General features: G+C 44.1%; 25 protein-coding genes. 24 read left to right on the plus strand and 1 reads right to left on the minus strand.

What is annotated here, in order from left to right; translation table 11 throughout:
- Nucleotides 1-164 precede the first annotated feature (164 nt).
- Complete coding sequence (locus JOC77_RS00355; RefSeq protein ID WP_204537362.1) at nt 165-404, minus strand: hypothetical protein; 240 nt, start codon at nt 402-404, stop codon at nt 165-167.
- Between the two features lie 130 nt (nt 405-534).
- Here JOC77_RS00355 and JOC77_RS00360 point away from each other — a divergent pair, with 130 nt between their 5' ends.
- The 24 genes from JOC77_RS00360 to nuoH all read left to right on the plus strand — a co-directional run bounded on the left by JOC77_RS00360 (nt 535) and on the right by nuoH (nt 22,547).
- A complete protein-coding gene (locus JOC77_RS00360) occupies nt 535-1,092 on the plus strand; it encodes a manganese efflux pump MntP (RefSeq protein WP_204537363.1) in 558 nt (185 codons plus the stop codon).
- A gap of 120 nt (nt 1,093-1,212) precedes the next feature.
- Nucleotides 1,213-1,653 (plus strand): low molecular weight protein arginine phosphatase, encoded by a 441-nt coding sequence (locus tag JOC77_RS00365; RefSeq protein ID WP_204537364.1) that lies wholly within the window; start codon nt 1,213-1,215, stop codon nt 1,651-1,653.
- A gap of 26 nt (nt 1,654-1,679) precedes the next feature.
- Nucleotides 1,680-2,969, plus strand: coding sequence for a methyl-accepting chemotaxis protein (locus JOC77_RS00370; protein WP_204537365.1), 1,290 nt, complete (start codon nt 1,680-1,682; stop codon nt 2,967-2,969).
- 166 nt (nt 2,970-3,135) lie between these two features.
- The gene (gene rpiB, locus JOC77_RS00375; RefSeq protein ID WP_204537366.1) at nt 3,136-3,582 is read left to right on the plus strand and encodes a ribose 5-phosphate isomerase B; all 447 of its coding nucleotides are present in this window, start codon (nt 3,136-3,138) and stop codon (nt 3,580-3,582) included.
- 39 nt (nt 3,583-3,621) lie between these two features.
- Entirely contained in the window at nt 3,622-4,188 is a 567-nt protein-coding gene (locus JOC77_RS00380) for a TIGR01440 family protein (protein ID WP_204537367.1), read from the plus strand.
- Nucleotides 4,189-4,367: 179 nt separating this feature from the next.
- The gene (locus JOC77_RS00385; RefSeq protein ID WP_204537368.1) at nt 4,368-5,609 is read left to right on the plus strand and encodes a serine hydroxymethyltransferase; all 1,242 of its coding nucleotides are present in this window, start codon (nt 4,368-4,370) and stop codon (nt 5,607-5,609) included.
- Nucleotides 5,610-5,913: 304 nt separating this feature from the next.
- Entirely contained in the window at nt 5,914-6,543 is a 630-nt protein-coding gene (upp, locus tag JOC77_RS00390) for a uracil phosphoribosyltransferase (protein ID WP_204537369.1), read from the plus strand.
- A 21-nt stretch (nt 6,544-6,564) separates the two neighbouring features.
- Nucleotides 6,565-7,710 carry a non-hydrolyzing UDP-N-acetylglucosamine 2-epimerase gene (gene wecB / locus JOC77_RS00395; RefSeq protein WP_204537370.1) on the plus strand — a complete coding sequence of 382 codons (1,146 nt, stop codon included), beginning with the start codon at nt 6,565-6,567 and terminating at the stop codon, nt 7,708-7,710.
- Nucleotides 7,711-7,864: 154 nt separating this feature from the next.
- Nucleotides 7,865-10,060, plus strand: a complete 2,196-nt coding sequence (locus JOC77_RS00400; RefSeq protein ID WP_275585030.1) for a S8 family serine peptidase — start codon at nt 7,865-7,867, stop codon at nt 10,058-10,060.
- A gap of 211 nt (nt 10,061-10,271) precedes the next feature.
- The gene (locus JOC77_RS00405; protein WP_204537371.1) at nt 10,272-10,493 is read left to right on the plus strand and encodes an AtpZ/AtpI family protein; all 222 of its coding nucleotides are present in this window, start codon (nt 10,272-10,274) and stop codon (nt 10,491-10,493) included.
- A 7-nt stretch (nt 10,494-10,500) separates the two neighbouring features.
- Complete coding sequence (locus JOC77_RS00410) at nt 10,501-10,872, plus strand: ATP synthase subunit I (protein WP_204537372.1); 372 nt, start codon at nt 10,501-10,503, stop codon at nt 10,870-10,872.
- A 19-nt stretch (nt 10,873-10,891) separates the two neighbouring features.
- Nucleotides 10,892-11,602 carry a F0F1 ATP synthase subunit A gene (atpB, locus tag JOC77_RS00415; protein WP_204537373.1) on the plus strand — a complete coding sequence of 237 codons (711 nt, stop codon included), beginning with the start codon at nt 10,892-10,894 and terminating at the stop codon, nt 11,600-11,602.
- Nucleotides 11,603-11,680: 78 nt separating this feature from the next.
- Nucleotides 11,681-11,905: a F0F1 ATP synthase subunit C gene (atpE, locus tag JOC77_RS00420; protein ID WP_101639747.1), complete on the plus strand. Its 225-nt coding sequence runs from the start codon at nt 11,681-11,683 to the stop codon at nt 11,903-11,905.
- Between the two features lie 169 nt (nt 11,906-12,074).
- Complete coding sequence (gene atpF / locus JOC77_RS00425) at nt 12,075-12,593, plus strand: F0F1 ATP synthase subunit B (protein ID WP_204537374.1); 519 nt, start codon at nt 12,075-12,077, stop codon at nt 12,591-12,593.
- Nucleotides 12,590-13,126 (plus strand): F0F1 ATP synthase subunit delta, encoded by a 537-nt coding sequence (locus JOC77_RS00430; RefSeq protein WP_204537375.1) that lies wholly within the window; start codon nt 12,590-12,592, stop codon nt 13,124-13,126. Before atpF ends, JOC77_RS00430 begins: the two co-directional genes overlap by 4 nt.
- A 24-nt stretch (nt 13,127-13,150) precedes the next feature.
- Nucleotides 13,151-14,659, plus strand: a complete 1,509-nt coding sequence (gene atpA, locus JOC77_RS00435; protein WP_204537376.1) for a F0F1 ATP synthase subunit alpha — start codon at nt 13,151-13,153, stop codon at nt 14,657-14,659.
- A gap of 39 nt (nt 14,660-14,698) precedes the next feature.
- On the plus strand, nt 14,699-15,556 hold the full coding sequence (atpG, locus tag JOC77_RS00440) for an ATP synthase F1 subunit gamma (protein ID WP_204537377.1): 858 nt from the start codon (nt 14,699-14,701) through the stop codon (nt 15,554-15,556).
- An 86-nt stretch (nt 15,557-15,642) separates the two neighbouring features.
- On the plus strand, nt 15,643-17,052 hold the full coding sequence (atpD, locus tag JOC77_RS00445) for a F0F1 ATP synthase subunit beta (protein WP_204537378.1): 1,410 nt from the start codon (nt 15,643-15,645) through the stop codon (nt 17,050-17,052).
- Between the two features lie 24 nt (nt 17,053-17,076).
- Complete coding sequence (locus tag JOC77_RS00450; protein WP_204537379.1) at nt 17,077-17,481, plus strand: F0F1 ATP synthase subunit epsilon; 405 nt, start codon at nt 17,077-17,079, stop codon at nt 17,479-17,481.
- 674 nt (nt 17,482-18,155) lie between these two features.
- Nucleotides 18,156-18,530 (plus strand): NADH-quinone oxidoreductase subunit A, encoded by a 375-nt coding sequence (locus JOC77_RS00455; protein ID WP_204537380.1) that lies wholly within the window; start codon nt 18,156-18,158, stop codon nt 18,528-18,530.
- Complete coding sequence (locus JOC77_RS00460; RefSeq protein WP_204537381.1) at nt 18,521-19,033, plus strand: NuoB/complex I 20 kDa subunit family protein; 513 nt, start codon at nt 18,521-18,523, stop codon at nt 19,031-19,033. Before JOC77_RS00455 ends, JOC77_RS00460 begins: the two co-directional genes overlap by 10 nt.
- A 2-nt stretch (nt 19,034-19,035) precedes the next feature.
- On the plus strand, nt 19,036-20,436 hold the full coding sequence (locus JOC77_RS00465) for an NADH-quinone oxidoreductase subunit C (RefSeq protein WP_204537382.1): 1,401 nt from the start codon (nt 19,036-19,038) through the stop codon (nt 20,434-20,436).
- 3 nt (nt 20,437-20,439) lie between these two features.
- The gene (locus JOC77_RS00470; protein WP_204537383.1) at nt 20,440-21,540 is read left to right on the plus strand and encodes an NADH-quinone oxidoreductase subunit D; all 1,101 of its coding nucleotides are present in this window, start codon (nt 20,440-20,442) and stop codon (nt 21,538-21,540) included.
- Nucleotides 21,540-22,547 carry an NADH-quinone oxidoreductase subunit NuoH gene (gene nuoH / locus JOC77_RS00475; protein ID WP_204537384.1) on the plus strand — a complete coding sequence of 336 codons (1,008 nt, stop codon included), beginning with the start codon at nt 21,540-21,542 and terminating at the stop codon, nt 22,545-22,547. Before JOC77_RS00470 ends, nuoH begins: the two co-directional genes overlap by 1 nt.
- Nucleotides 22,548-22,580 lie beyond the last annotated feature (33 nt).

Raw genomic sequence — 22,580 nt, forward strand, 5'->3', positions numbered from 1 at the left:
AATAAAGGACAAAAACCAGTTAGTGAGTTGGAGAAAAGTCTTTCATAAGGGAACTGAAGGACTAAATTTAGTAACTGAGTTAGAGAAAAGCCCTTCCTAGGGGAACTTGGTTGAGTAGTCAGGAGATTCGGAAATTACGCGAGCAGCTTTTCCAGAAATGCGAGTTATGGATGCGAGCGGTATTCGAAAATGCGAGCAAAAATCATAGAATGAATAACCAGGGCCTGCCAGGCGAAATGTGAACTTACGAGCAGCTTTTTTTGGAATGCGAGCAAGATTTTTATGAGTTGCGAGCAGGTATTCGAAAGTGCGAGCAAATACTCACAGGTTGCGAGCAAGACCAGGTCTGCCAGGGAAATTTCAGAACTTGCGAGCAAACCCAGACCAGCCTGCCAAAAATCCATCCCGCACCCTCCGGGAAATAATCCGGGAAATGGGGACAGTCCCCATAGTGTGTGTGTCCCTAGTTCTATTTATAGTGGGACGGGCATATGCTGAAGTAGGCTAGTCCGAGGGGGTAGGGAGTTTGTGGCTATGATGGGTGAGTTATTTGCCTTGATGTCTATGGCGTTTGCTTTAGGGATGGATGCGTTTTCGATCGGCCTGGGCATGGGGATGTTTCGAATGGGTTGGAGAAGGGTTTTTTTGATTGGGATAACAGTAGGTGTTTTTCATATATTGATGCCGCTTCTGGGTATGGCTGGAGGACGGTTTTTGTCGGGGACTTTTGGAACGTTTGCGGGATATGCGGGCGGTATTCTGTTAATGATTCTCGGAATCCAGATGCTGATCACTGGTCTTAAAGGAAGCGGCGAGTCTTTAATTGCTCCAGTAGGATTTGGTTTGATCGTTTTTGCTTTAAGCGTCAGCCTGGACAGTTTTTCTGTGGGGCTGACACTTGGAATTTATGGGGCCAAGACCGTAATGGTGCTAGTCTGCTTTGGAACGGCTGCGGCGCTTTTAACCTGGGCAGGGCTGCTGCTTGGTAAAAAAGTTCAGGGGATGCTGGGTAAATACAGCGTGATACTCGGCGGTGCGATATTATTTGCGTTTGGTTTTAAGCTTTTAGGGCTGGAGAGGTTTTTTTTCTGATGAAGTAACTTAACCGGATAAAATATACATACTATAGGGTATAAAATGGACAGCTGAGACAAGCTGTCTAATTTTTTTATATAATGTTTTACAGGAAATAGTTAGAGGAGGGCCAATACGATGAATATATTATTTGTCTGTACAGGAAATACCTGCAGAAGTCCGATGGCGGAAGCTATTTTAAAAAATATGAACCTGCCTGGAGTAGAAGTTAAATCAGCCGGAGTATATGCGATGGAAGGGCAGGAGGCCTCGTACCAGGCTAAGCTGGTTATGGATGAACATTCAATCAAACATAATCATTTTTCTAGACAGATCAATGAACAGGACTTGAAGTGGGCCACATATATCCTCACCATGACTGAGAGCCACAAATCTGCACTGCTCATTAATTACCCGGATGCAGCAGGCAAAACGTTCACTCTAAAAGAATTTGCAGGAAAAGATAAAAAAGGCTCCGATATAGTTGATCCTTTTGGGGGATCTGCCGATATATATAGAGAAACCTTTTCGGAATTGCAGGCCGTGATTAAAAGTATTGTTCACAGGCTGCAGAAATAAATCGGCATTATTTGGGGGAGAAGAGATTGGCTGGGAACAAACGGTACAAATTCGGATTGCGGAAAAAGCTTGTTATTTTTACAACGCTCCTTGCAATTATTACTTATTCTACATCTGCGTTATTCATTTATGGAGTATATCCTTTTGTAAGCAACTATCTGCATGAAGGATTATTTAACTTAATTATTTTAGCATTAGGAATTGCCTGGTCTGGTGTGCTGGCGTTCTTTGCAGCCCGTTTTTTAACAAAACCGCTGCAGGTATTGGAAAAGGCCGCCATAAAGGCAGCGAGCGGAGATTTAACAGAGGATCTAGCGCTGTCAAAGTCTGACGATGAAATCCGGTCTTTAGGGGAAGCGTTCAACCATATGCTGTTTAACCTGCGGGATATGGTTCAGAAAATTGATAAAAACTTTCAAGAAACAAATGAAAAGGTTATATATATTTCTCAAGAATCATCTAGAGCTTCTGAACAGGCGGAAACCATCTCAAGAGCCATTAGAGAAATATCGCTTGGAGCGGATAACTCAGCTGCATCCATTCAAACAACGGCTGAGTCGGTAGAGGATGTAATCACAATCGCACGGGATGTGCAGAATAAGGCAAACTCTTCGTCTGATAAATCATCAGAAATGGTGCAGGAGTTAGTGGAAAGCAAACAGGTTATTCATTCTTTAATTTCAGGCATTCAGCAGCTGGCTGATGACAGCATACATTCTCTTGAAGCAGTAAAGCGGCTTGAGGAGAATGCGAAAAAAGTCGAACAGATCATTCAGCTTGTGGGTGACATTGCAGGGCAGACTAATTTGCTGGCTCTGAACGCATCTATTGAAGCGGCCCGTGCCGGCGAACATGGCAAGGGGTTCGCAGTTGTAGCAGAGGAAGTAAGGAAGTTAGCCGATGAAAGTGCCAAGGCCGTTCAAGGAATTTCTTCACTCATCCAAAACATTCAGCAGGATGTGCAGGGTGTGGTAAAACAAATTACGGACCAAGTTGATTCTGCAAAGACCGAAGCTAACAAAGGAACGAAAACAAATGAAGTGATTGAAGAGATGACTGTATCTGTTAATAATGTAGCAGAGGCAGTGCGTGATATTACAAAGCTGGTAGATCAGCAGATGGAAAGTATCCAGGAAACCTCAGCGCAGTCCCAGGAAGTAGCGGCTATAGCGGAACAAACTTCCGCTGGAGCTGTACAAGTCGCCTCAGCGACAGAGGATCAAGCCCGAGTGATTGCAAAAGTAGAAGGTCTTGCTGGCGAACTGAAGGTGCAAGCTGAGCAGCTTAAACAAACGATTACTCATTTTCATATGTAAAAAAGAAGCCTGAATAAAGGGGATATTATTCTTTATTCAGGCTTTTTATATTCCATTTGCAGAATTAATGAAATCAATAGAAACCCGAGTTCCACAAGCTTTATATTTTCAGAGAGCTGTGGCAAAATAAATGTAGGATTGATAGAACTATATCGGAGGGGACAGCATGAAGGTAGCAATTGCTTCAGATCATGGCGGTATCCAAATTAGAGAAGAAATCAAGAAATTATTGGACGAAATGAACATTCCTTATCAAGATTTTGGCTGTGAATGCAATACATCTGTTGATTATCCAGACTATGCGCTTCCTGTTGCTGAAAAAGTGGCGAATGAAGAATTTGACAGGGGAATCTTAATTTGCGGAACGGGAATTGGAATGAGTATTGCCGCAAATAAAGTAAAAGGCATCCGATGCGCCTTAGTTCATGATACCTTTAGTGCAAAAGCTACGCGTGAGCACAATAACAGCAATATATTGGCGATGGGTGAAAGAGTCATTGGCCCTGGTCTCGCACTCGATATTGCAAAAATATGGCTGACAACTGAATACCAAGGTGGAAGGCATGAAAACCGTGTCGGAAAGATTACCGTATACGAGGAAAAAAATCTGTAAGCCTTTGCAAGTTACTTCAGGTAAGGGAGGCCGTTCTGAATGGTTGATAATAGAATAGCGGACGAAGAGCTGGCTCACTGGCAGCGGCAGCTTCTAGAGGCTCTCGATGATTTACAGGAACATGCGGACTTAAATGAGAAGAAGCTCCTTGTGGTTGGCTGCAGCACAAGTGAGGTAATCGGAAAACATATCGGCACAGCCGGAACGAATGAGGTAGCCGAAATACTTTTTAACGGACTCCAGAAGTTCCAAGAGAGGACAGGTGTGCAGCTTGCCTTTCAATGCTGTGAACATCTGAATAGAGCTCTTGTGATAACGAGGGAAACAGCCGAACAAAGAGGGCTTGATGAAGTGACGGTGATTCCTATTAGACAAGCAGGCGGTGCTTTGGCCACTTGTGCCTTTAACAGATTAAACAATGCTGTGGTCGTAGAGTACATAAAAGCGGATGCAGGGATCGATATCGGAGATACCTTTATCGGCATGCATTTGAAGCACGTTGCCGTCCCTGTTAGAAGCCGGCAGAAGCAGGTAGGGCATGCGCATATCTCTATGGCAAGAACAAGGCCGAAGCTGATTGGCGGAAATAGGGCCTGCTACTCCTGATTTAGTACATACTTTTATTAACGAGTAGTGCAGCCGCCGGATATCAATAAGCACTGTCCAGACTGTTACATTAATGGTAAAATGAAAGTGAATTGTAATAAAACACGCACAATATTAAGTGGTTTTAAAAGAAATGTGCGGGTTTACTGATTATTAGCGGAGAGATGAGGGGGATTTACATGAAACATTTAGCTCAGCAAGATGAAAAGGTTTTTAGTGCCATTCAGGATGAACTGAAGCGCCAGCGGACGAAGATTGAATTAATTGCCTCTGAAAATTTTGTCAGTGAAGCAGTAATGGAAGCTCAAGGTTCCGTTTTAACCAATAAATATGCAGAAGGATATCCTGGTAAACGCTATTATGGCGGATGCGAGCATGTTGACGTAGTTGAAGATATCGCCCGTGATCGTGCAAAGGAAATTTTCGGTGCAGAGCATGCAAATGTACAGCCTCATTCAGGAGCACAGGCGAATATGGCCGTGTATTTTACGATTCTAGAGCCGGGTGATACGGTTCTCGGAATGAATCTTTCTCATGGGGGCCATCTTACACACGGAAGCCCGGTAAATTTCAGCGGGGTTCAATATAATTTCGTGGAGTATGGTGTGGATGAAACCACTCATCTCATTAACTACGATGATGTATTAGAAAAAGCACGCGCGAATAAACCCAAGCTGATTGTGGCTGGAGCCAGCGCCTATCCTCGGGAGATTGATTTCAAACGTTTCCGTGAAATTGCTGATGAAGTGGGAGCTTACTTGATGGTAGATATGGCTCACATTGCCGGCCTTGTCGCATCTGGCCTTCACCCGAGTCCTGTGCCTCACGCTCATTTTGTTACAACCACTACTCACAAAACGCTTCGCGGGCCTCGCGGCGGTATGATTTTATGTAAAGAAGAGTTTGCCAAGAAGATAGATAAATCCATTTTCCCTGGAATCCAGGGCGGCCCGCTTATGCATGTAATTGCTGCAAAGGCTGTATCTTTTGGTGAAGTTCTTCAGGATTCTTTTAAAGAATACTCCGAAAATATTATAAAAAATGCAAAACGCCTTGCAGAGGGTCTTAAGAAAGAAGGCTTTACCCTTGTTTCTGACGGCACAGACAATCATTTATTACTGGTTGATGTCCGCTCTATGAACCTTACAGGTAAAAAAGCGGAGCATGTTTTAGATGAAATTGGAATTACGGTTAATAAAAATACAATCCCATTTGATCCGGAGAGCCCGTTTGTTACAAGCGGCATCCGCATCGGAACGGCTGCGGTCACTTCCCGTGGATTTACGGAAACCGATATGGATGAAATTGCATCCATTATCGCTCTTGCCTTGAACAATCCAGAAGACGAAGCAAAGCTAAATGAAGCAAGCAGCAGAGTTGAAAACTTAACAAGCCAATTTACGCTTTATAAAGAATTGTAAAATATAAGCCGGCCTGATTGATAGGCCGGCTTTTGTATATGATAAAAAGGTATGGATTTTGAAATTTTCCATCAACAGGTAAAGATAGAGCCATTTTTTATAAAAAGAAATGTGTCCGGCAGAATGCTCGCAATTTCCCCTATGCCATCTAATCTACTTATTGGCAAAGTCTAACAAGACATGCAATCATAAGATTTGACTTCTCATTTTAGCAACTTTACCGGCATGATTGATGAAATGGTTTTTTTTCTGTAAAATAGGTCGAGGCATAGCAAGTTAAAATAATCAAAAGGGAGCGATCTCCATGGGTAAGGTTTTTGTATTTGATCATCCGTTAATTCAGCACAAGCTTACATACATTCGTGATAAGAAAACAGGTACAAAGGAATTTCGTGAGCTGGTAGACGAAGTAGGCTCATTGATGGCCTTTGAAATAACACGTGAACTGCCATTAGAAGAGGTTGAAATAGAAACACCGGTTCAAAAAGCAACATCTAAGGTGCTGGCAGGAAAAAAACTAGGGCTGGTTCCGATTCTACGTGCAGGTATTGGCATGGTCGACGGCATGCTGAAGTTAATTCCAGCTGCTAAGGTTGGGCATATTGGGCTTTATCGAGATCCGAAAACCCTTCAGCCGGTAGAATATTATGTAAAGCTACCCAGCGATATTGAGGAAAGAGATTTTATCGTGGTCGATCCAATGCTTGCAACGGGCGGATCAGCAGTGGCTGCCATTAATTCCTTAAAAACGCGTGGTGCAACAAGCATCCGGTTCATGTGTCTGATTGCTGCCCCTGAGGGAGTAGATGCATTGAAGGAAGCGCATCCTGATGTGGATATATATATTGCAGCACTTGATGAAAAGCTGAATGAAAAAGGATACATCGTACCTGGACTTGGAGATGCAGGAGACCGTTTGTTTGGCACAATGTAACAAAGAATGGGGAAGATACAGATGAAAAAGCCTATAAAGGTAATGACCATCTTTGGGACAAGGCCGGAAGCTGTCAAGATGGCGCCTCTTGTCCTCGAGATTGGAAAGCACCCAGAAAGCTTTGAATCCATTGTGACCGTTACAGCACAGCATCGGCAAATGCTGGATCAGGTGTTAGATTTGTTTTCGATTACACCTGATTATGATTTAAACATCATGAAGGACAGGCAGTCACTGGTGGATATCACAACCAGAGGCCTTGAAGGACTGGACCGGATCATGAAAGAAGCGAAACCGGATATTGTCCTGGTTCACGGAGATACCACGACAACATTTATTGCCAGCCTTGCAGCATATTATAATCAGATTACAGTAGGCCATGTGGAAGCAGGGCTGAGAACATGGAATAAGTTTTCGCCATTTCCTGAAGAAATGAACAGACAGCTGACCGGGGTGATGGCAGATTTGCATTTTGCCCCTACGTCTAAATCAGCCCGAAATCTTCTGGATGAGAACAAAAAAGAGGAAAGTATCTTTGTCACGGGAAATACAGCAATAGATGCCTTGAGCACCACGGTAAGAGACAATTATGAGCACAGTGTTCTAGGCAAGCTTGGAAACGACCGGCTGGTTCTTCTCACTGCTCACCGGAGAGAAAATATCGGGGAGCCGATGGAGAATATGTTCCGGGCAGTGAAGCGGATTATAGAAGAGCATGAGGATATCCAGGTTGTGTATCCCGTTCATCTTAATCCGGCAGTTAGAGAAATAGCAAACAGCATCCTGGGCAATGACTCACGTATCCACTTAATTGAGCCTCTTGATGTGTTTGATTTTCATAACTTTGCTGCACGAGCGCACCTTATATTGACTGATTCCGGCGGAGTTCAGGAGGAAGCCCCTTCCCTTGGTGTGCCTGTGCTGGTATTAAGAGACACCACAGAGCGCCCGGAAGGAATTGCGGCTGGAACCTTAAAGCTTGCTGGAACAGATGAAGAAGTCATTTACAGCATGGCAAATGAACTTTTAACAGATGAAGCGGCTTATCAAAAGATGAGCCAGGCTTCAAACCCATATGGCGATGGCCAGGCATCCAAACGCATCTGTGAAGCCATCCGCTACTACTTCAACCAAACCAATAAACGCCCTGAACCCTTATCACTATAAAAAAACTGTCCCTCTCCGGGCAGTTTTTTTTTGTGGGGACTGTCCCTATTTCCCAAAAGAAAACGCCGGTATATCAACAGGAAATGGGGGACAGTCCCCATTTCCCGTATAGTCTTAGAAAAGGTGCAGATTCTATGGGGAAGGAGGGGTTCTTTTGAAGAGGTGGCTGGTTGTGTGTTTGTTTGTTTTTTCTTGGTTGTTAGAGAGTCCGGCATCGGGTGAGGTTAGAATTCCTCCTCTTGGGGGAGAGTTCGCCGAGGAACGTATTATTGCGATTGCGCTATTCAATGAAACTTCAGTTAACCGAGAAAACGTCCTGGAGAAGTATCCCTCACTAAGGGTTAGAAAGGTTTTTTCCCACGCCCTGAATGGCATCTCTATAGAAGGCAGAAGAAAAGACGTGGAACAGCTTAAAAAGGATTCAAGGATTGCTAGTGTAACGGAATCAACTCTTTATCAGGCAGATATAGATAACAGCGTCCCTTTTATTGGCGGAGATGCGATACGAGGGTTATTTAATAAAAAGAATGAGCGGCTTACTGGAAGAGGTGTGAAGGTAGGCATTATTGATACAGGTATAGATTATCAGCATAGAGATTTAAGGCGTTCCTATAAGGGAGGATACGATATTGTGGATCATGATTCGGACCCGATGGAGACGAAAGGAAAGAACAAGACCTTACATGGGACACATGTTGCGGGGATTATTGCAGCAAACGGGAAACTGAGGGGAGTTGCACCTGAAGCAGAAATATATGCCTATAGAGCTCTTGGTCCGGGGGGATCCGGAACAACGGAGAAAGTACTGCAAGCCATCGAAATGGCAATCAAGGATAAAGTGGATGTGCTGAACTTATCCCTTGGAAATAGTGTGAACGGACCGGACCTCCCGATCAGCTTGGCGTTAGACAGAGCTGTAGCCCTTGGAATAACGTGCGTTGCCTCTAATGGGAATTCAGGACCGGATATGTGGACAGTCGGTTCTCCCGGCACCTCCTCCAGGGCCATCTCCGTAGGAGCCTCCACACCACCCGCAAAAAAGCCGTATATTACTACAGGATTGGGAGGGGGTAGAAAAAGCATACCCATTTATCCTATATCTGGATCCAAACCATGGCTTGCGAATTACTCTGGCAGGTTAATTGATGGAGATATCGGCCTGCCGGGGCAGCTGAAAAAGGCAAAAAACAAGATAGTGCTTGTAAAAAGAGGCAGGATTTCTTTTGCTGAAAAGATAGCGAATGCGGCAAAAGCCGGAGCATCGGCCGTTTTGATCTACAATAATACAAAGGGCAGCTTCTATGGAAAAGTTGAAGAGAAAGGTGAAATTCCAGCAGCAACACTCTCAGGAGAAGAAGGAGAGCAGTTGAAAAAAACAAAACCGTTTTATATACATACCGTTATGAAAGCAGAGAAAGAGTTGATTGCTGATTTCAGTTCAAGAGGCCCTGTAACCTCAAACTGGATGATTAAGCCTGATATTGTTGCTCCGGGTGTCGGGATTAACAGCACTATCCCCAGTGGGTACCTCAGCTTAAATGGAACCAGTATGGCGGCTCCTCATATTTCCGGTGCCTGTGCATTGTTAAAACAGGCTCACCCTGAATGGACACCGGAGCAAGTCAAATCTGCATTAATGACAACGGGCATACAGCTGAAAAACAAGCAGAACCAGCAGTACCATACATATGAACAAGGAGCCGGAAGAGTGCAGCTGCAGCAAGCGGTCAAAGCAGATACCTTTTTTTATCCAAGTTCTTTAACGTTTAGAAACGACCATAAAAAGAAAACCCTGTCAGCGTCAATCATTGTTGAGAATACGGGAATAGCAGCAAAACATTATAGATTTACACAGCCCGGTCATCAGCCGGGAATCGTCTGGAAAATGCCTTTTTCTTTTACACTTCAAGCTAAAGAAAAAAAGAAGCTCACGATTGAGCTTTCACATGATACGAGAAAAAGAAAGACTTCCATTTATGATGGCCGCTTGACCATATTGGAAGGAACAAAAAAAATTCACCTTCCATATTTATATGCGATCAATGAACCCCAATACCCAAGAGTGATGGGATTTGAATTTGTCCCCGGAGATTCTAAATCAAATTATAGATATGAACTTTATCTTCCAGGGGGGGCAGAGGAGATGGGGATTGCTTTATATGAAAAAGAAAGCTATAGATTTGCAGGATTCTTAGATTGGTCTGCTAATGCGCCAAGAGGGCTGATCAGAAAGGAAATAAGAAAAGAAAAGCTCCCTCCTAATGGTGCGTACATTGCCATTATTTATGCAAAAAAAGCGGGCAGGGAAGACAGAATTGAACGAACTATTTTAATTGATTTAAACAAATAATTGAAAAAATGATAAAAATGTGAACAAATGAAGAAATTCAGGTATACAGGGGGATTTTTAGCCTATCATTCATTGACATTAAAAGTCAGCTATTGTATGCTTACAAGGGTATAAATGGTAGGGTTTTCATGGGGATTCCCCCTTATTTGTCAAGTGTAAATTTCTGCCTTGAAATACAGTTCTGCCCACTAATAACCGCGAGGATTCAAAGATGAGCCAGAAAGAACGCCACCCATTCAAAGCGATGGCTCTAATGTCTGCCATCCTTTCTCAATTAGTAGGTTCCGTCGTGATAGGCGTCTTCGGGGGAAGATGGCTGGACCGTACGGCAAATACCGAACCGCTTTTTCTAATCATTGGCCTTCTTTTAGGGCTTGCAGCCGGAATTTATTCCATGCTCCGCACAGTCCGGCACTATTTCTCGGGAGATTAAAAACCAAATGTTCGATCTTGATGAAATGTTCTACAGAGAGCTTAAGTACATAATCTACCTAGTAGCTTTTTATGTATTAGGCTGGGGGTTTACGCCCTATAAATCTGTCTTTCTCGGATTAATTTTCGGTACATGCTTGAGCCTGTTCCTCTTATGGACCATGGTCAGCAAAAACAGAAAACTGACTAAAGCAGCTATGGAAGGCAAAAAGATGAAGTCCGTAGGAACGCTGTCCAGAATGGCAACCGCGGCCCTTGCTGTAACGGTAGCTCTGCAATTTCCGGATGCTCTGCATCTTGTCAGTGTAGTTATTGGATTAATGACGATTTACTTTGTCATTATTATAGATTTTTTTATCCAACACTTACGTCAAAAGTAGATAAGAGAGGTGAATACTGTTGAATCATGAAGCTCCTATGTGGGAATTTATGGGACTTAACTTCAATCTGGCAAATTTGCTGATGATTACAATTGCAAGTCTCATAGTCTTCATTATCGCTCTAGCTTCTACTCGCAAACTTGCCATGAAGCCTACCGGCGCCCAGAACTTTATGGAATGGGTAATGGATTTTGTTAAGGGACTTATTAATAGTACTATGGATTGGCAGACAGGCGGTCGATTTTTACTGCTGGGAATGACATTGCTGATGTACATATTTGTTTCAAATATGTTAGGCTTGCCATTTTCTGTTGTAATAGGCCATGAGCTTTGGTGGAAATCCCCTACAGCAGATCCGGCAATAACGATGACGCTTGCTACTATGGTAGTAGGATTGTCACATTATTACGCAATCAAGATGAAGGGTACTAAAGCTTATTTGAAAAGCTATGTAGAGCCGATGAAATTTTTGTTTCCGATCAAAATTATCGAAGAGTTCGCAAATACCCTTACAATGGGTCTGCGGCTATACGGTAACATTTACGCAGGTGAAATCCTGTTAGCTTTGCTTGCCGGAATGGCAACAAGCGGAATTGGAGGAACACTTGGTGCCATCCTTCCAATGCTGGCATGGCAAGGATTCAGTATCTTCGTAGGTGCAATTCAAGCGTTTATTTTCACTATGTTAACAATGGTTTATCTTGCCCATAAAGTGGCGGAAGATCATTAATTATAAAACTGTTCAATTCTGAACAAATGCAACAAAAAATACAAAACTATTATTTATTTTCGAGGAGGAAATTTTATCATGACAGGTTCATTAGGTCTTATAGCAGCTGCAATCGCAGTTGGTTTAGCAGCAGTAGGTGCTGGTATTGGTAACGGTCTTATCGTTGGTCGTACAGTTGAAGGGATCGCTCGCCAGCCAGAAGCTCGCGGAATGCTTCAAACTACAATGTTCATCGGTATCGCACTAGTTGAGGCACTTCCAATCATCGCGGTAGTTATCGCGTTCATGGTTATTGGACAATAATTAAATTTTAAGACGTTGGGCAAATGGCGAAGATCATTCCATGAGAACCTTCGCCATTCCTTTATGCCCTAAAAGTGGTTTCCAGATAATCCTTAAGGTCTGTCTGGTTGAATGATCAAGTATCCTTAGAACTCATAGTAGAACGACTCTTGAAGGGAGTGAACCCAGGGTGTTAACAGAAAGTTTAGTACTTGGTGAAGCTATGCACTTTAATGGCGGAGATATCATTTTCCAATTAATCATGTTTATCATATTGCTGGCATTGATTAAGAAATTTGCGTTCGGTCCTTTAATGGGAATCATGAAAGAACGTGAATCTCACATTGCAGGCGAAATAGAAGCTGCTGAAAACAGCCGTGCGGAAGCTAAAAAGGCTTTGGAAGAACAGCGCGAGCTTATCAAGCAATCTCGTACAGAAGCAGCACAGCTTATTGAAAATGCTAGAAAACAAGGCGACGCACAGCGTGAAGAAATCATTGCTGCTGCACGCGCTGAATCGGAGCGAATGAAAGAATCCGCTAAGGTTGAAATTGAGCACCAGAAAGAACAGGCAATTGCTGCACTGCGCGAGCAGGTTGCATCTCTGTCTGTAATGATTGCTTCCAAAGTAATTGAAAGAGAATTGTCTGAAGCAGATCAGCAAAAGCTTATCAATGAATATATCAATGGGGCAGGAGATCAGCTATGAGCAATACAACCGTAGCACAGCGCTATGCGGTTGCTCTCTTCCAAATTGCGAAGGAACAAAATCTTTTGGTTCAGTTTGAAGAGGAACTGCGCACTGTGAGAACAGTGTTTTCTCAAAATAGCGAACTTCAGGGCTTTCTAAGCCATCCTAAAATCACAATTGATCAAAAGAAACTATTTATTAAAAACGTTTTTGGAAGTGTTTCTGCAGGCGTGCAAAACACATTGATGCTCTTAGTCGAGCGTCATCGTGAAAATATCATCACTGAGGTTGCAGATGATTTTATTAATCTTGCAAACGAAGAACGCGGCGAGGCGGAAGCGAAGGTTTACTCCGTACGTCCGTTGACAGATGAAGAGCGCCAGGCTATTAACTCTTCTTTCGCTAAAAGAGTAGGCAAACAATCATTAATTATTGAAAACATTATAGATCGCAGCTTACTGGGCGGAGTGAAAATCCGAATCGGCAACCGTATTTTTGACGGCAGCGTGAGCGGAAAGCTTCAGCGCCTGGAAAAGCAATTACTAGTTTAACATTCACAGTTAGGGGTGAAATTCATGAGCATTAAAGCTGAAGAAATCAGTGCGCTGATAAAAAAGCAAATTGAAAGCTATCAGTCTGAAATAGAAGTAAACGACGTGGGTACGGTAATCCAGGTTGGTGATGGTATTGCGCGTGTTCATGGTCTTGATAATGTAATGGCAGGGGAACTTGTTGAGTTCTCTAATGGTGTTCTGGGTCTTGCTCAAAACCTTGAACAAAATAACGTAGGTATCGTTATTCTTGGTCCTTTCTCTGATATTCGTGAAGGCAGTGAAGTACGCCGTACAGGAAGAATCATGGAAGTGCCAGTTGGCGAAGAGCTTATTGGCCGTGTAGTTAACCCGCTTGGACAGCCAGTTGATGGCTTAGGCCCAATTAATGCGGTTAAATCTCGTCCTATCGAAAGCCCTGCAACAGGTGTTATGGATCGTAAATCGGTTCATGAACCGCTGCAGACAGGTATTAAAGCGATTGACGCACTTGTTCCAATCGGACGCGGACAGCGTGAGCTTATCATCGGTGACCGCCAGACTGGTAAAACATCTGTAGCGATTGATACGATCTTAAACCAGGCTGACCAAAACATGGTATGTATTTATGTTGCAATCGGCCAGAAAGAATCTACAGTACGTAATGCAGTTGAAACTCTTCGTAAGCATGGTGCACTTGATTACACAATCGTAGTTACAGCATCTGCATCCCAGCCGGCTCCGCTATTATTCTTAGCTCCTTATGCTGGTGTTACAATGGGTGAAGAATTCATGTTCAACGGTAAACATGTTCTGGTTGTTTATGATGATCTTTCTAAACAAGCATCTGCATACCGTGAACTTTCCCTATTATTACGCCGTCCTCCAGGCCGTGAAGCATTCCCTGGTGACGTATTCTACTTGCATTCACGTCTTCTTGAGCGTGCTGCAAAGCTTAATGATACTCTTGGTGCTGGTTCTATCACAGCTCTTCCGTTCGTTGAAACGCAGGCTGGAGATATCTCAGCATATATTCCAACAAACGTTATTTCTATCACAGACGGACAGATTTTCTTGCAGTCTGACCTGTTCTTCTCAGGCGTACGCCCAGCCATCAACGCTGGTCTTTCAGTATCCCGTGTAGGTGGTTCTGCACAGATCAAAGCGATGAAAAAAGTTGCTGGTACACTGCGTCTAGACCTTGCGTCTTTCCGTGAGCTTGAAGCATTTGCCCAGTTCGGATCTGATTTAGATAAAGCAACTCAGGCTAAGCTTAACCGCGGTGCCCGTACAGTTGAAGTACTAAAGCAAGATTTGAACAAGCCGCTTAAAGTTGAAAAGCAAGTTGCGATTCTTTATGCATTAACACGCGGACATTTAGATGACATTCCAGTTTCAGATATTCGCCGTTTTGAAGGAGAATTCCACAGCTGGTTAGATCAAAACCGCCAAAACTTGTTAGATCATATTCGTACAACCGGCGATCTGCCTAAGGACGAAGAAATGGTTTCGGCCGTTACTGAATTCAAGAAAACATTCGTTGTTTCTGAATAATAGATCTTAACAAACTCTTTAAATAGGTGGTGAGAACTAATGGCATCTTTACGCGATATAAAAACTCGTATAACATCAACCAAAAAGACGAGCCAGATTACAAAAGCGATGGAAATGGTTTCTGCTGCAAAGTGGAACCGAGCTGTACAGAATGCAAAGTCGTTTCAGCCTTACATGGATAAAATCCAGGAGGTGGCAGCGAGTGTTGCAGCAGGCAGCAAAGGTGTAAACCATCCCATGCTGGTATCCCGTCCTGTAAAAAAGACAGGCTACCTGGTAATCACTTCTGACCGTGGATTGGCTGGAGCCTATAACAGCAGTGTGCTGAGACATGTGTTCCAAACCATTAAACAACGCCATAAATTTCAAGATGAGTATGCCATCATTGCCGTTGGCCGTGTAGGCCGCGATTTCTTCGTGAAGCGCGGAATAAATGTAGAACTTGAAATTGTCGGTCTTCCTGATCAGCCTTCATTTGCTGATATCACTGACATCACAGGACCTACAGTCGGCATGTTCTCAGATGGAACCTTTGATGAATTGTATATGTATTACAACCACTATGTCAGTGCCATCCAGCAGGATGTTACAGAGAGAAAGCTTCTTCCTTTAACGGAAATAGCTCCAACAGGCAAAATGGTATCATACGAATTTGAACCTTCTGCCGAAGACATTTTGGAAGTATTGCTGCCACAATATGCGGAAAGCTTAATTTTTGGCGCAGTCCTTGACGGGAAAGCAAGTGAGCACGCTGCTCGTATGAGTGCAATGAAAAGTGCAACAGATAATGCAAAAGAGCTTATCAATTCTCTTTCACTGCAATTTAACCGTGCTCGTCAGGCAGCTATCACTCAGGAGATCACCGAGATCGTCGGCGGTGCAGCTGCATTAGAATAAAAATGAATCGGGAGGGGAAGCACGTACGATAGGCTTACCCCCCATTATATATGGTTTCGTCTTAAGTAATGATAGGAGGGAAAACGATGAATAAAGGACGCGTTACCCAAGTCATGGGTCCGGTTGTTGACGTAAAATTCGAAAGCGGACAGCTTCCTGAACTTTACAACTCACTTAAAATCCAACAAGCGGCGTCTGAAAATGGTGTGGCAATCGACTTAACCCTGGAAGTTGCCCTTCATTTAGGTGATGACACTGTACGTACAGTAGCTATGGCTTCTACTGACGGTTTAACTCGCGGAGTAGAAGTTACAGATACGGGTGCTCCGATTTCTGTACCAGTTGGTGATGTAACATTAGGCCGTGTTTTCAACGTATTAGGAGAAAACATTGACCTTGATGCTCCAGTACCTGCTGAATCACGCAGAGATCCTATTCACAGACAAGCTCCTACTTTCGAGCAGCTTTCTACAACAGTAGAAATCCTTGAAACAGGAATTAAAGTAGTAGACCTTCTTGCTCCTTATATCAAAGGTGGAAAAATCGGTCTATTTGGTGGTGCCGGTGTAGGTAAAACGGTATTGATCCAGGAACTTATCAATAACATCGCTCAAGAGCATGGCGGTATTTCGGTATTCGCTGGTGTTGGTGAGCGTACTCGTGAAGGAAACGACTTATTCCACGAAATGAGCGATTCTGGCGTTATCAAGAAAACAGCCATGGTTTTCGGACAAATGAACGAGCCGCCTGGCGCACGTATGCGTGTTGCCCTGACAGGTTTGACAATGGCTGAATATTTCCGTGATGAGCAAGGACAGGACGTTCTTTTCTTCATCGATAACATTTTCCGTTTTACTCAGGCAGGTTCAGAGGTATCAGCCCTTCTTGGCCGTATGCCATCTGCGGTTGGTTACCAGCCGACACTTGCCACTGAAATGGGCCAGCTTCAAGAGCGTATCACATCTACAAATGTTGGTTCTGTAACATCTATCCAAGCGATTTATGTACCTGCCGATGACTATACGGATCCGGCTCCAGCTACAACTTTCGCTCACCTTGATGCGACAACGAACCTTGAGCGTAAGCTTACAGAGATGGGTATTTACCCGGCAGTGGATCCTCTTGCTTCAACTTCCCGTGCATTAACACCAGAAGTAGTAGGCGAGGAGCACTACAATGTTGCCCGTCAAATTCAGCAGACTTTACAGCGTTACAGAGAACTTCAGGATATCATTGCCATCCTTGGTATGGACGAATTATCCGAAGAAGATAAATTAGTTGTTCACCGTGCACGCCGTGTTCAATTCTTCTTATCTCAAAACTTCCACGTAGCGGAGCAATTTACTGGCCAAAAAGGTTCATATGTTCCTGTAAAAGAAACAGTAAAAGGCTTCAGAGACATTCTTGATGGCAAGTACGATGACCTGCCTGAAGATGCTTTCCGTCTAGTGGGAAGAATTGAAGAAGTAATTGAAAAAGCTAAACAAATGGCGTAGGTTAGGGACCTAGGAGGGTATGAAATGAAGACATTACAAGTCAGTGTTGTTACTCCCGATGGCCCAGTATATGATGCAGATGCAGAAATGGTAAGCACCAAAGCCCAGAGCGGTGACCTTGGTGTCCTTCCTGGCCACATTCCAATGGTAGCTCCGCTTGAGATTGGTTCTGTCCGCCTGAAAAAAGACGGAAAAACGGAATTTATCGCAGTGAGCGGCGGACTATTAGAAGTGCGTCCAGACAAGGTAACCATCCTTGCTCAATCTGCTGAAAAAGCTGATAATATCGACCTTGCTCGTGCAAAAGCTGCTGCAGCTCGTGCCGAGAAACGTCTCCAGGATAAAAGCGACCACGTCGATGCCCGTCGTGCCGAATTATCTCTAAGACGTGCCATCAACCGCATTTCATTGGCGGAAAGAAAATTCTAATATAAAAAGCCAACACCTCTCGAGACTCTTTTAGAGTAGCGGGGGTGTTTTTTGTTTGGTTAGTAGACTTTTTGCGGGGCACTCTTTTTTCATAGCAGGAAGTGTGAGCTCTGGATGAGTTTATGTAAGCCCTCAAATTGATATACACTAGGAATTAGTAGTGGACAAAGATAAAATAGCAGCTTAATAGTATTTGGTTAGTGAAATAGCCAATTTACCTGTCGGAATAGCGCTTTTCTAAGAAAGAGGTGAGACCTGACAGGCCCGGAAACTTACTTTTGGAAGGAAAATTTATATTTAAGATCCCATGGCAGTTAATTAACTATAAGGATTAAAAATGCATTTCAAATACAGCCAAGCAAAACCACACAACCGCCTCAACTCTAAAAGTAAACAAAGTTAATATAATTCCAAACAACTAAAATAAACTCCCTGCTCAATGAATAAAATGTTAATAAAGAGCCAGTTTTAAGGCTGAACTGCACTCTTTTTAACGAATACAGTGCTTTTTTAAGCCGGTTATTAATAAACTAATTAGACCGGACAATCTGTTATTAAACTTCCAAAGAATGGTTCGGGGTATTATCGACACTGAAATGTAACAGTGATATAATGAATACGTTTACATGAATAGTTTGAGAGTTCAAAATAATTAAAAATAACGGAGGGTTGGCATGGATCTATTGAATAGTTATCAGAATAATTATCTGATAGTATTTGTGTTTCTGTGTCTGGGCATTCTGCTGCCGATCGTGGCACTTTTTCTAGGTAAATTGTTAAGGCCTCATAAACCAGAAGAGGCTAAGTATACCACGTATGAAAGCGGTATTGAGCCCTTTCATGATTCAAGGATTCAGTTCAATGTCCGCTATTATATCTTTGCCCTGATGTTTGTTATTTTTGATGTGGAAACCGTTTTTCTTTATCCGTGGGCAGTCGCTTACGATAAACTTGGCATTTTTGCGCTGATTGAAATGCTTATTTTTGTCATCATGCTTGCCATTGGTCTTATCTATGCTTGGAAAAAGAAGGTGTTAAGATGGATGTAAAGTTAGAGGGATTCACAGAAGAAGAAATGGCAGAGCTCAGGAGGAATGTATTTCTAGCGACACTTGAGCAAATTAAAGCCTGGGCGAGAAGCAATTCTCTATGGCCAATGACATTTGGACTTGCCTGCTGCGCCATTGAAATGATGGGAGTTGGATCTTCTCATTATGATCTGGACCGATTCGGATCATTCTTTCGTACTTCGCCAAGACAATCTGATGTGATGATTGTTTCAGGAACAGTGACGAAGAAAATGGCTCCAATCCTCCGCCGGTTATATGATCAGATGCCTGAACCAAAATGGGTCATTGCCATGGGTTCCTGTGCAACCGCTGGTGGGCCTTATGTGAAATCCTATTCGGTTGTAAAAGGTGTCGACCAAATCGTGCCTGTGGATGTATACATACCCGGCTGCCCGCCAAATCCCGCGGCCCTTATTTATGGCATCAATAAATTGAAAGAGAAAATTCGCTACGAGGCTAAAACCGGGAAGAAGGTGATTTAATCGTGAGCGATGAAAAGGACATAGAATTAGCCAAGAAAAAAGCCGCAGCGGCCGCCAAAGCCAAAGCTGCAGCCATGGCGAAAATGAGAGCAAAAGAAATACAAAAAGCAGGCGGGACTGTGCCTGTAAATTCAATGGGCCAGGATCAAGAAGCAAATCAGCCTGAAGCAGAGCTTGAAGGTCAGGCAGGCCAATCTGATTTAGAGCTTGCCAAGAAAAAAGCCGCAGCGGCTGCTAAAGCTAAAGCTGCAGCCCTATCTATGAAAAAAGAAGCCGAAAAGGCTAACCCCATATCTTCAGAACAACAAGATGCAGAAAACTCCACACCAGGACCAGAAATCACCACAGCCGAAAAAGATTTAGAACTAGCGAAGAAAAAGGCAGCAGCAGCGGCGAAGGCAAAAGCGGAAGCGGCGGCCAAAGCAAAGGCGGCGGCACTTGCCAAAAAGCAGGGAGATGCTCCATCCGAAGAAGGAGACGAGAAAGCAAAAGCCATTGCGGCAGCGAAGGCGAAAGCGGCAGCGGCGGCCAAAGCAAAGGCAGCGGCACTCGCCAAAAAGCAGGGGGATGCTCCTTCCGACGAAGGAGACGAGAAAGCGAAAGCCATTGCGGCAGCGAAGGCGAAAGCGGCAGCGGCGGCCAAAGCAAAGGCAGCGGCACTCGCCAAAAAGCAGGGAGATGCTCCATCCGAAGAAGGAGACGAGAAAGCGAAAGCCATTGCGGCAGCGAAGGCGAAAGCCGCAACGGCGGCCAAAGCAAAGGCGGCGGCACTCGCCAAAAAGCAAGGAGATGCTCCATCCGAAGAAGGAGACGAGAAAGCGAAAGCCATTGCGGCAGCGAAGGCGAAAGCGGCAGCCGCCGCCAGGGTCCGTGCAGGAGGAAAAGCAGCCGTCAGCAGCGAGGCAGCTGAAGAGAAGAAGCCTTCTGTTAACCAGCCGCTTCTTGATTCATACATAGAAATCATCGAAAAAAATCTGGGCGCTGATGTATTAGAAGATTCCTATATTAATAGTCTTTCTAAGGATGTACCTACAATTGTGGTAAAACCAGAGGCATATTATAAAACAGCCCAGTTTTTAAAATATAATGAACGCTTAAGCTTTGATTACTTATCAGAGCTTCATGGAACGGATTATGAAACGCATATGGAAGTGTATGTTCATTTATTCTCCTATAAAAACCGCCATTCAGTGGCCCTTAAAGTCAAAATAGACCGCATGGAACCGGTTATAGAATCACTTGCTCCTTTATGGCAGGGGGCAAACTGGCCAGAGAGTGAAACTTACGATCTTTTAGGAATTAAGTTCATTAACCATCCGGATTTAAAGAGAATTATGCTCGGCGAAAGCTGGGTAGGATATCCGCTGCGCAAAGATTATGAGCCTTATGATGTGGAGGTGTAGCCGATGATTCGTACAGAAGAAATGCTTTTGAATGTCGGGCCTCAGCATCCCAGCACACACGGGGTTTTTCGGCTTGTTATTAAAATTGATGGAGAAGTCATAAAAGAGGCGACACCGGTTATCGGCTATCTGCACCGAGGCACGGAAAAGCTGGCCGAAGACCTGCAATACACTCAAATCATTCCATATACGGACCGGATGGATTATCTGTCAGCAATGACTAACAATTATGTAATCTGCCATGCTGTCGAAACGATGATGAACATTCAGGTGCCGGAAAGGGCGGAATATTTAAGAGTTCTAGCCATGGAGCTTGGCCGGGTGGCCAGCCATCTGGTCTGGTGGGGAACGTATCTTTTAGATATAGGAGCAGTCAGTCCTTTCCTGTATGCCTTCCGTGAAAGAGAAATGATTATCAATCTATTAACGGAGCTGTCAGGAGCAAGGCTGACCTTTAACTATATGCGCGTTGGCGGTGTGAAGTGGGACGCTCCTGAGGGCTGGATTGAAAAGGTCAGGGAGTTTGTTCCATACATGAGGGAGCAGCTGAAAGGCTACCATCAGCTGGTTACTGGAAATGAAATATTTATGAAGCGGGTAAAAGGGGTTGGCACATATTCGAAAGAGGAAGCCATCAATTATTCGCTAAGCGGTGCAAACCTCCGCTGCACAGGCGTGAAATGGGATCTTCGCAAAGATGAACCATACTCCATTTATGACCGCTTTGATTTTGATGTGCCGGTCCGTACGGAGGGAGATGCATGGGCCAGGTACGAATGCAGGATGCAGGAAATTGTCGAGTCGCTCAAAATTATAGAACAGGCTGCTGCACAGTTTCCGGCTGAAGGAGAAATTATGGCCAAGGTGCCGAAAATCATTAAAGCCCCAAAAGGAGAGGCGTATGTCCGGATTGAGTCGCCCCGTGGGGAAATTGGCTGCTATATCGCAAGTGACGGAAAGAAAGAGCCCTACCGTCTAAAATTCCGGCGTCCGTCCTTTTATAACCTGCAAATACTTCCTAAGCTGTTAAAAGGCGAAAACATGGCCAACTTAATTACGATTCTGGGTGCCATTGATATTGTTCTTGGGGAGGTAGATGGATAATGGTTGAAGATCTGCTTGCATCGTCTCCTGGTCTCTTAAACTTCGGAATTTTTTTCTTACTGGCGACCGTATTGCTTTTAGTAATATTAGGTTTTGTTACATACGCCATTTTGGCAGAGCGCAAGGTAATGGGCTTCATGCAGCTGAGGCAGGGTCCGAATCAGGTTGGCGGCAGATGGGGCCTCCTGCAGACGGTGGCGGATGTATTAAAGCTATTAATCAAAGAAGACACCATACCAAAGTCTGCTGACAGGCCGCTGTTTATCCTGGCCCCTGTTATCGCCTTTGCTCCTGCATTTATGGTTGTCGCCGTTATTCCATTTACAGATAAGCTGCAGTTTGCCGATATAGGAGTCGGCCTGCTGTATTATATCGCCATATCAGGCATCTCTACAGTAGGAATCGTAACAGGAGGCTGGGCGTCAAACAATAAGTATGCGCTTCTAGGAGGCATGCGTGCCGCTGCCCAGATGATTTCTTATGAAATTCCCCTTGTTATGAGTGTGCTCGGTGTCATTCTGCTTGCAGGAAGCCTCAATTTAAATGATATTGTCGATGCCCAAAGCAGCGGCTGGTATATTCTTAAGCAGCCGATCGGATTTATTATCTTCCTCGTTGCTTCTATAGCAGAGCTGAACCGGACACCCTTTGACCTTCCGGAGGCAGAATCAGAGCTTGTAGCCGGGTTTCACGTCGAGTACTCAGGATTTCGCTGGGCCTTTTTCATGCTTTCTGAATATGTCTATCTCTTTGCAATGGCCTCGCTGACTACGGTCTTATTTTTAGGAGGATGGGGTCCTCTGCCGTTCATGGATTTTATACCGGGCGCCGTCTGGTTTAGTTTGAAATTCAGCTTAATTGTATTCCTTCTCATCTGGGTCAGGGTAACTCTTCCGCGTTTGAGAGCCGATCAGCTGATGGAATTCGGCTGGAAGGTTCTGCTCCCAGTGGCATTGGCCAATATCTTCCTGACTGCGCTGCTAAAGGAATTATTTAATTTTATGTAAAAATACCCAGGAAATAAAAAGGGTCGGCAATAG

Origin of the sequence: Peribacillus deserti, assembly GCF_016909175.1 — a bacterium.
GTDB lineage: Bacteria > Bacillota > Bacilli > Bacillales > DSM-1321 > Paraperibacillus > Paraperibacillus deserti.

Bases quoted from the DNA above. Each gene is read 5' to 3' on its own strand.
- JOC77_RS00355 (WP_204537362.1), bottom strand. From the start codon at position 404: ATGGATTTTTGGCAGGCTGGTCTGGGTTTGCTCGCAAGTTCTGAAATT.
- JOC77_RS00360 (WP_204537363.1), top strand. From the start codon at position 535: ATGATGGGTGAGTTATTTGCCTTGATGTCTATGGCGTTTGCTTTAGGG.
- JOC77_RS00365 (WP_204537364.1), top strand. From the start codon at position 1,213: ATGAATATATTATTTGTCTGTACAGGAAATACCTGCAGAAGTCCGATG.
- rpiB (WP_204537366.1), top strand. From the start codon at position 3,136: ATGAAGGTAGCAATTGCTTCAGATCATGGCGGTATCCAAATTAGAGAA.
- JOC77_RS00380 (WP_204537367.1), top strand. From the start codon at position 3,622: ATGGTTGATAATAGAATAGCGGACGAAGAGCTGGCTCACTGGCAGCGG.
- JOC77_RS00385 (WP_204537368.1), top strand. From the start codon at position 4,368: ATGAAACATTTAGCTCAGCAAGATGAAAAGGTTTTTAGTGCCATTCAG.
- upp (WP_204537369.1), top strand. From the start codon at position 5,914: ATGGGTAAGGTTTTTGTATTTGATCATCCGTTAATTCAGCACAAGCTT.
- wecB (WP_204537370.1), top strand. From the start codon at position 6,565: ATGAAAAAGCCTATAAAGGTAATGACCATCTTTGGGACAAGGCCGGAA.
- JOC77_RS00405 (WP_204537371.1), top strand. From the start codon at position 10,272: ATGAGCCAGAAAGAACGCCACCCATTCAAAGCGATGGCTCTAATGTCT.
- JOC77_RS00410 (WP_204537372.1), top strand. From the start codon at position 10,501: ATGTTCGATCTTGATGAAATGTTCTACAGAGAGCTTAAGTACATAATC.
- atpE (WP_101639747.1), top strand. From the start codon at position 11,681: ATGACAGGTTCATTAGGTCTTATAGCAGCTGCAATCGCAGTTGGTTTA.
- JOC77_RS00430 (WP_204537375.1), top strand. From the start codon at position 12,590: ATGAGCAATACAACCGTAGCACAGCGCTATGCGGTTGCTCTCTTCCAA.
- atpA (WP_204537376.1), top strand. From the start codon at position 13,151: ATGAGCATTAAAGCTGAAGAAATCAGTGCGCTGATAAAAAAGCAAATT.
- atpG (WP_204537377.1), top strand. From the start codon at position 14,699: ATGGCATCTTTACGCGATATAAAAACTCGTATAACATCAACCAAAAAG.
- atpD (WP_204537378.1), top strand. From the start codon at position 15,643: ATGAATAAAGGACGCGTTACCCAAGTCATGGGTCCGGTTGTTGACGTA.
- JOC77_RS00450 (WP_204537379.1), top strand. From the start codon at position 17,077: ATGAAGACATTACAAGTCAGTGTTGTTACTCCCGATGGCCCAGTATAT.
- JOC77_RS00455 (WP_204537380.1), top strand. From the start codon at position 18,156: ATGGATCTATTGAATAGTTATCAGAATAATTATCTGATAGTATTTGTG.
- JOC77_RS00460 (WP_204537381.1), top strand. From the start codon at position 18,521: ATGGATGTAAAGTTAGAGGGATTCACAGAAGAAGAAATGGCAGAGCTC.
- JOC77_RS00470 (WP_204537383.1), top strand. From the start codon at position 20,440: ATGATTCGTACAGAAGAAATGCTTTTGAATGTCGGGCCTCAGCATCCC.
- nuoH (WP_204537384.1), top strand. From the start codon at position 21,540: ATGGTTGAAGATCTGCTTGCATCGTCTCCTGGTCTCTTAAACTTCGGA.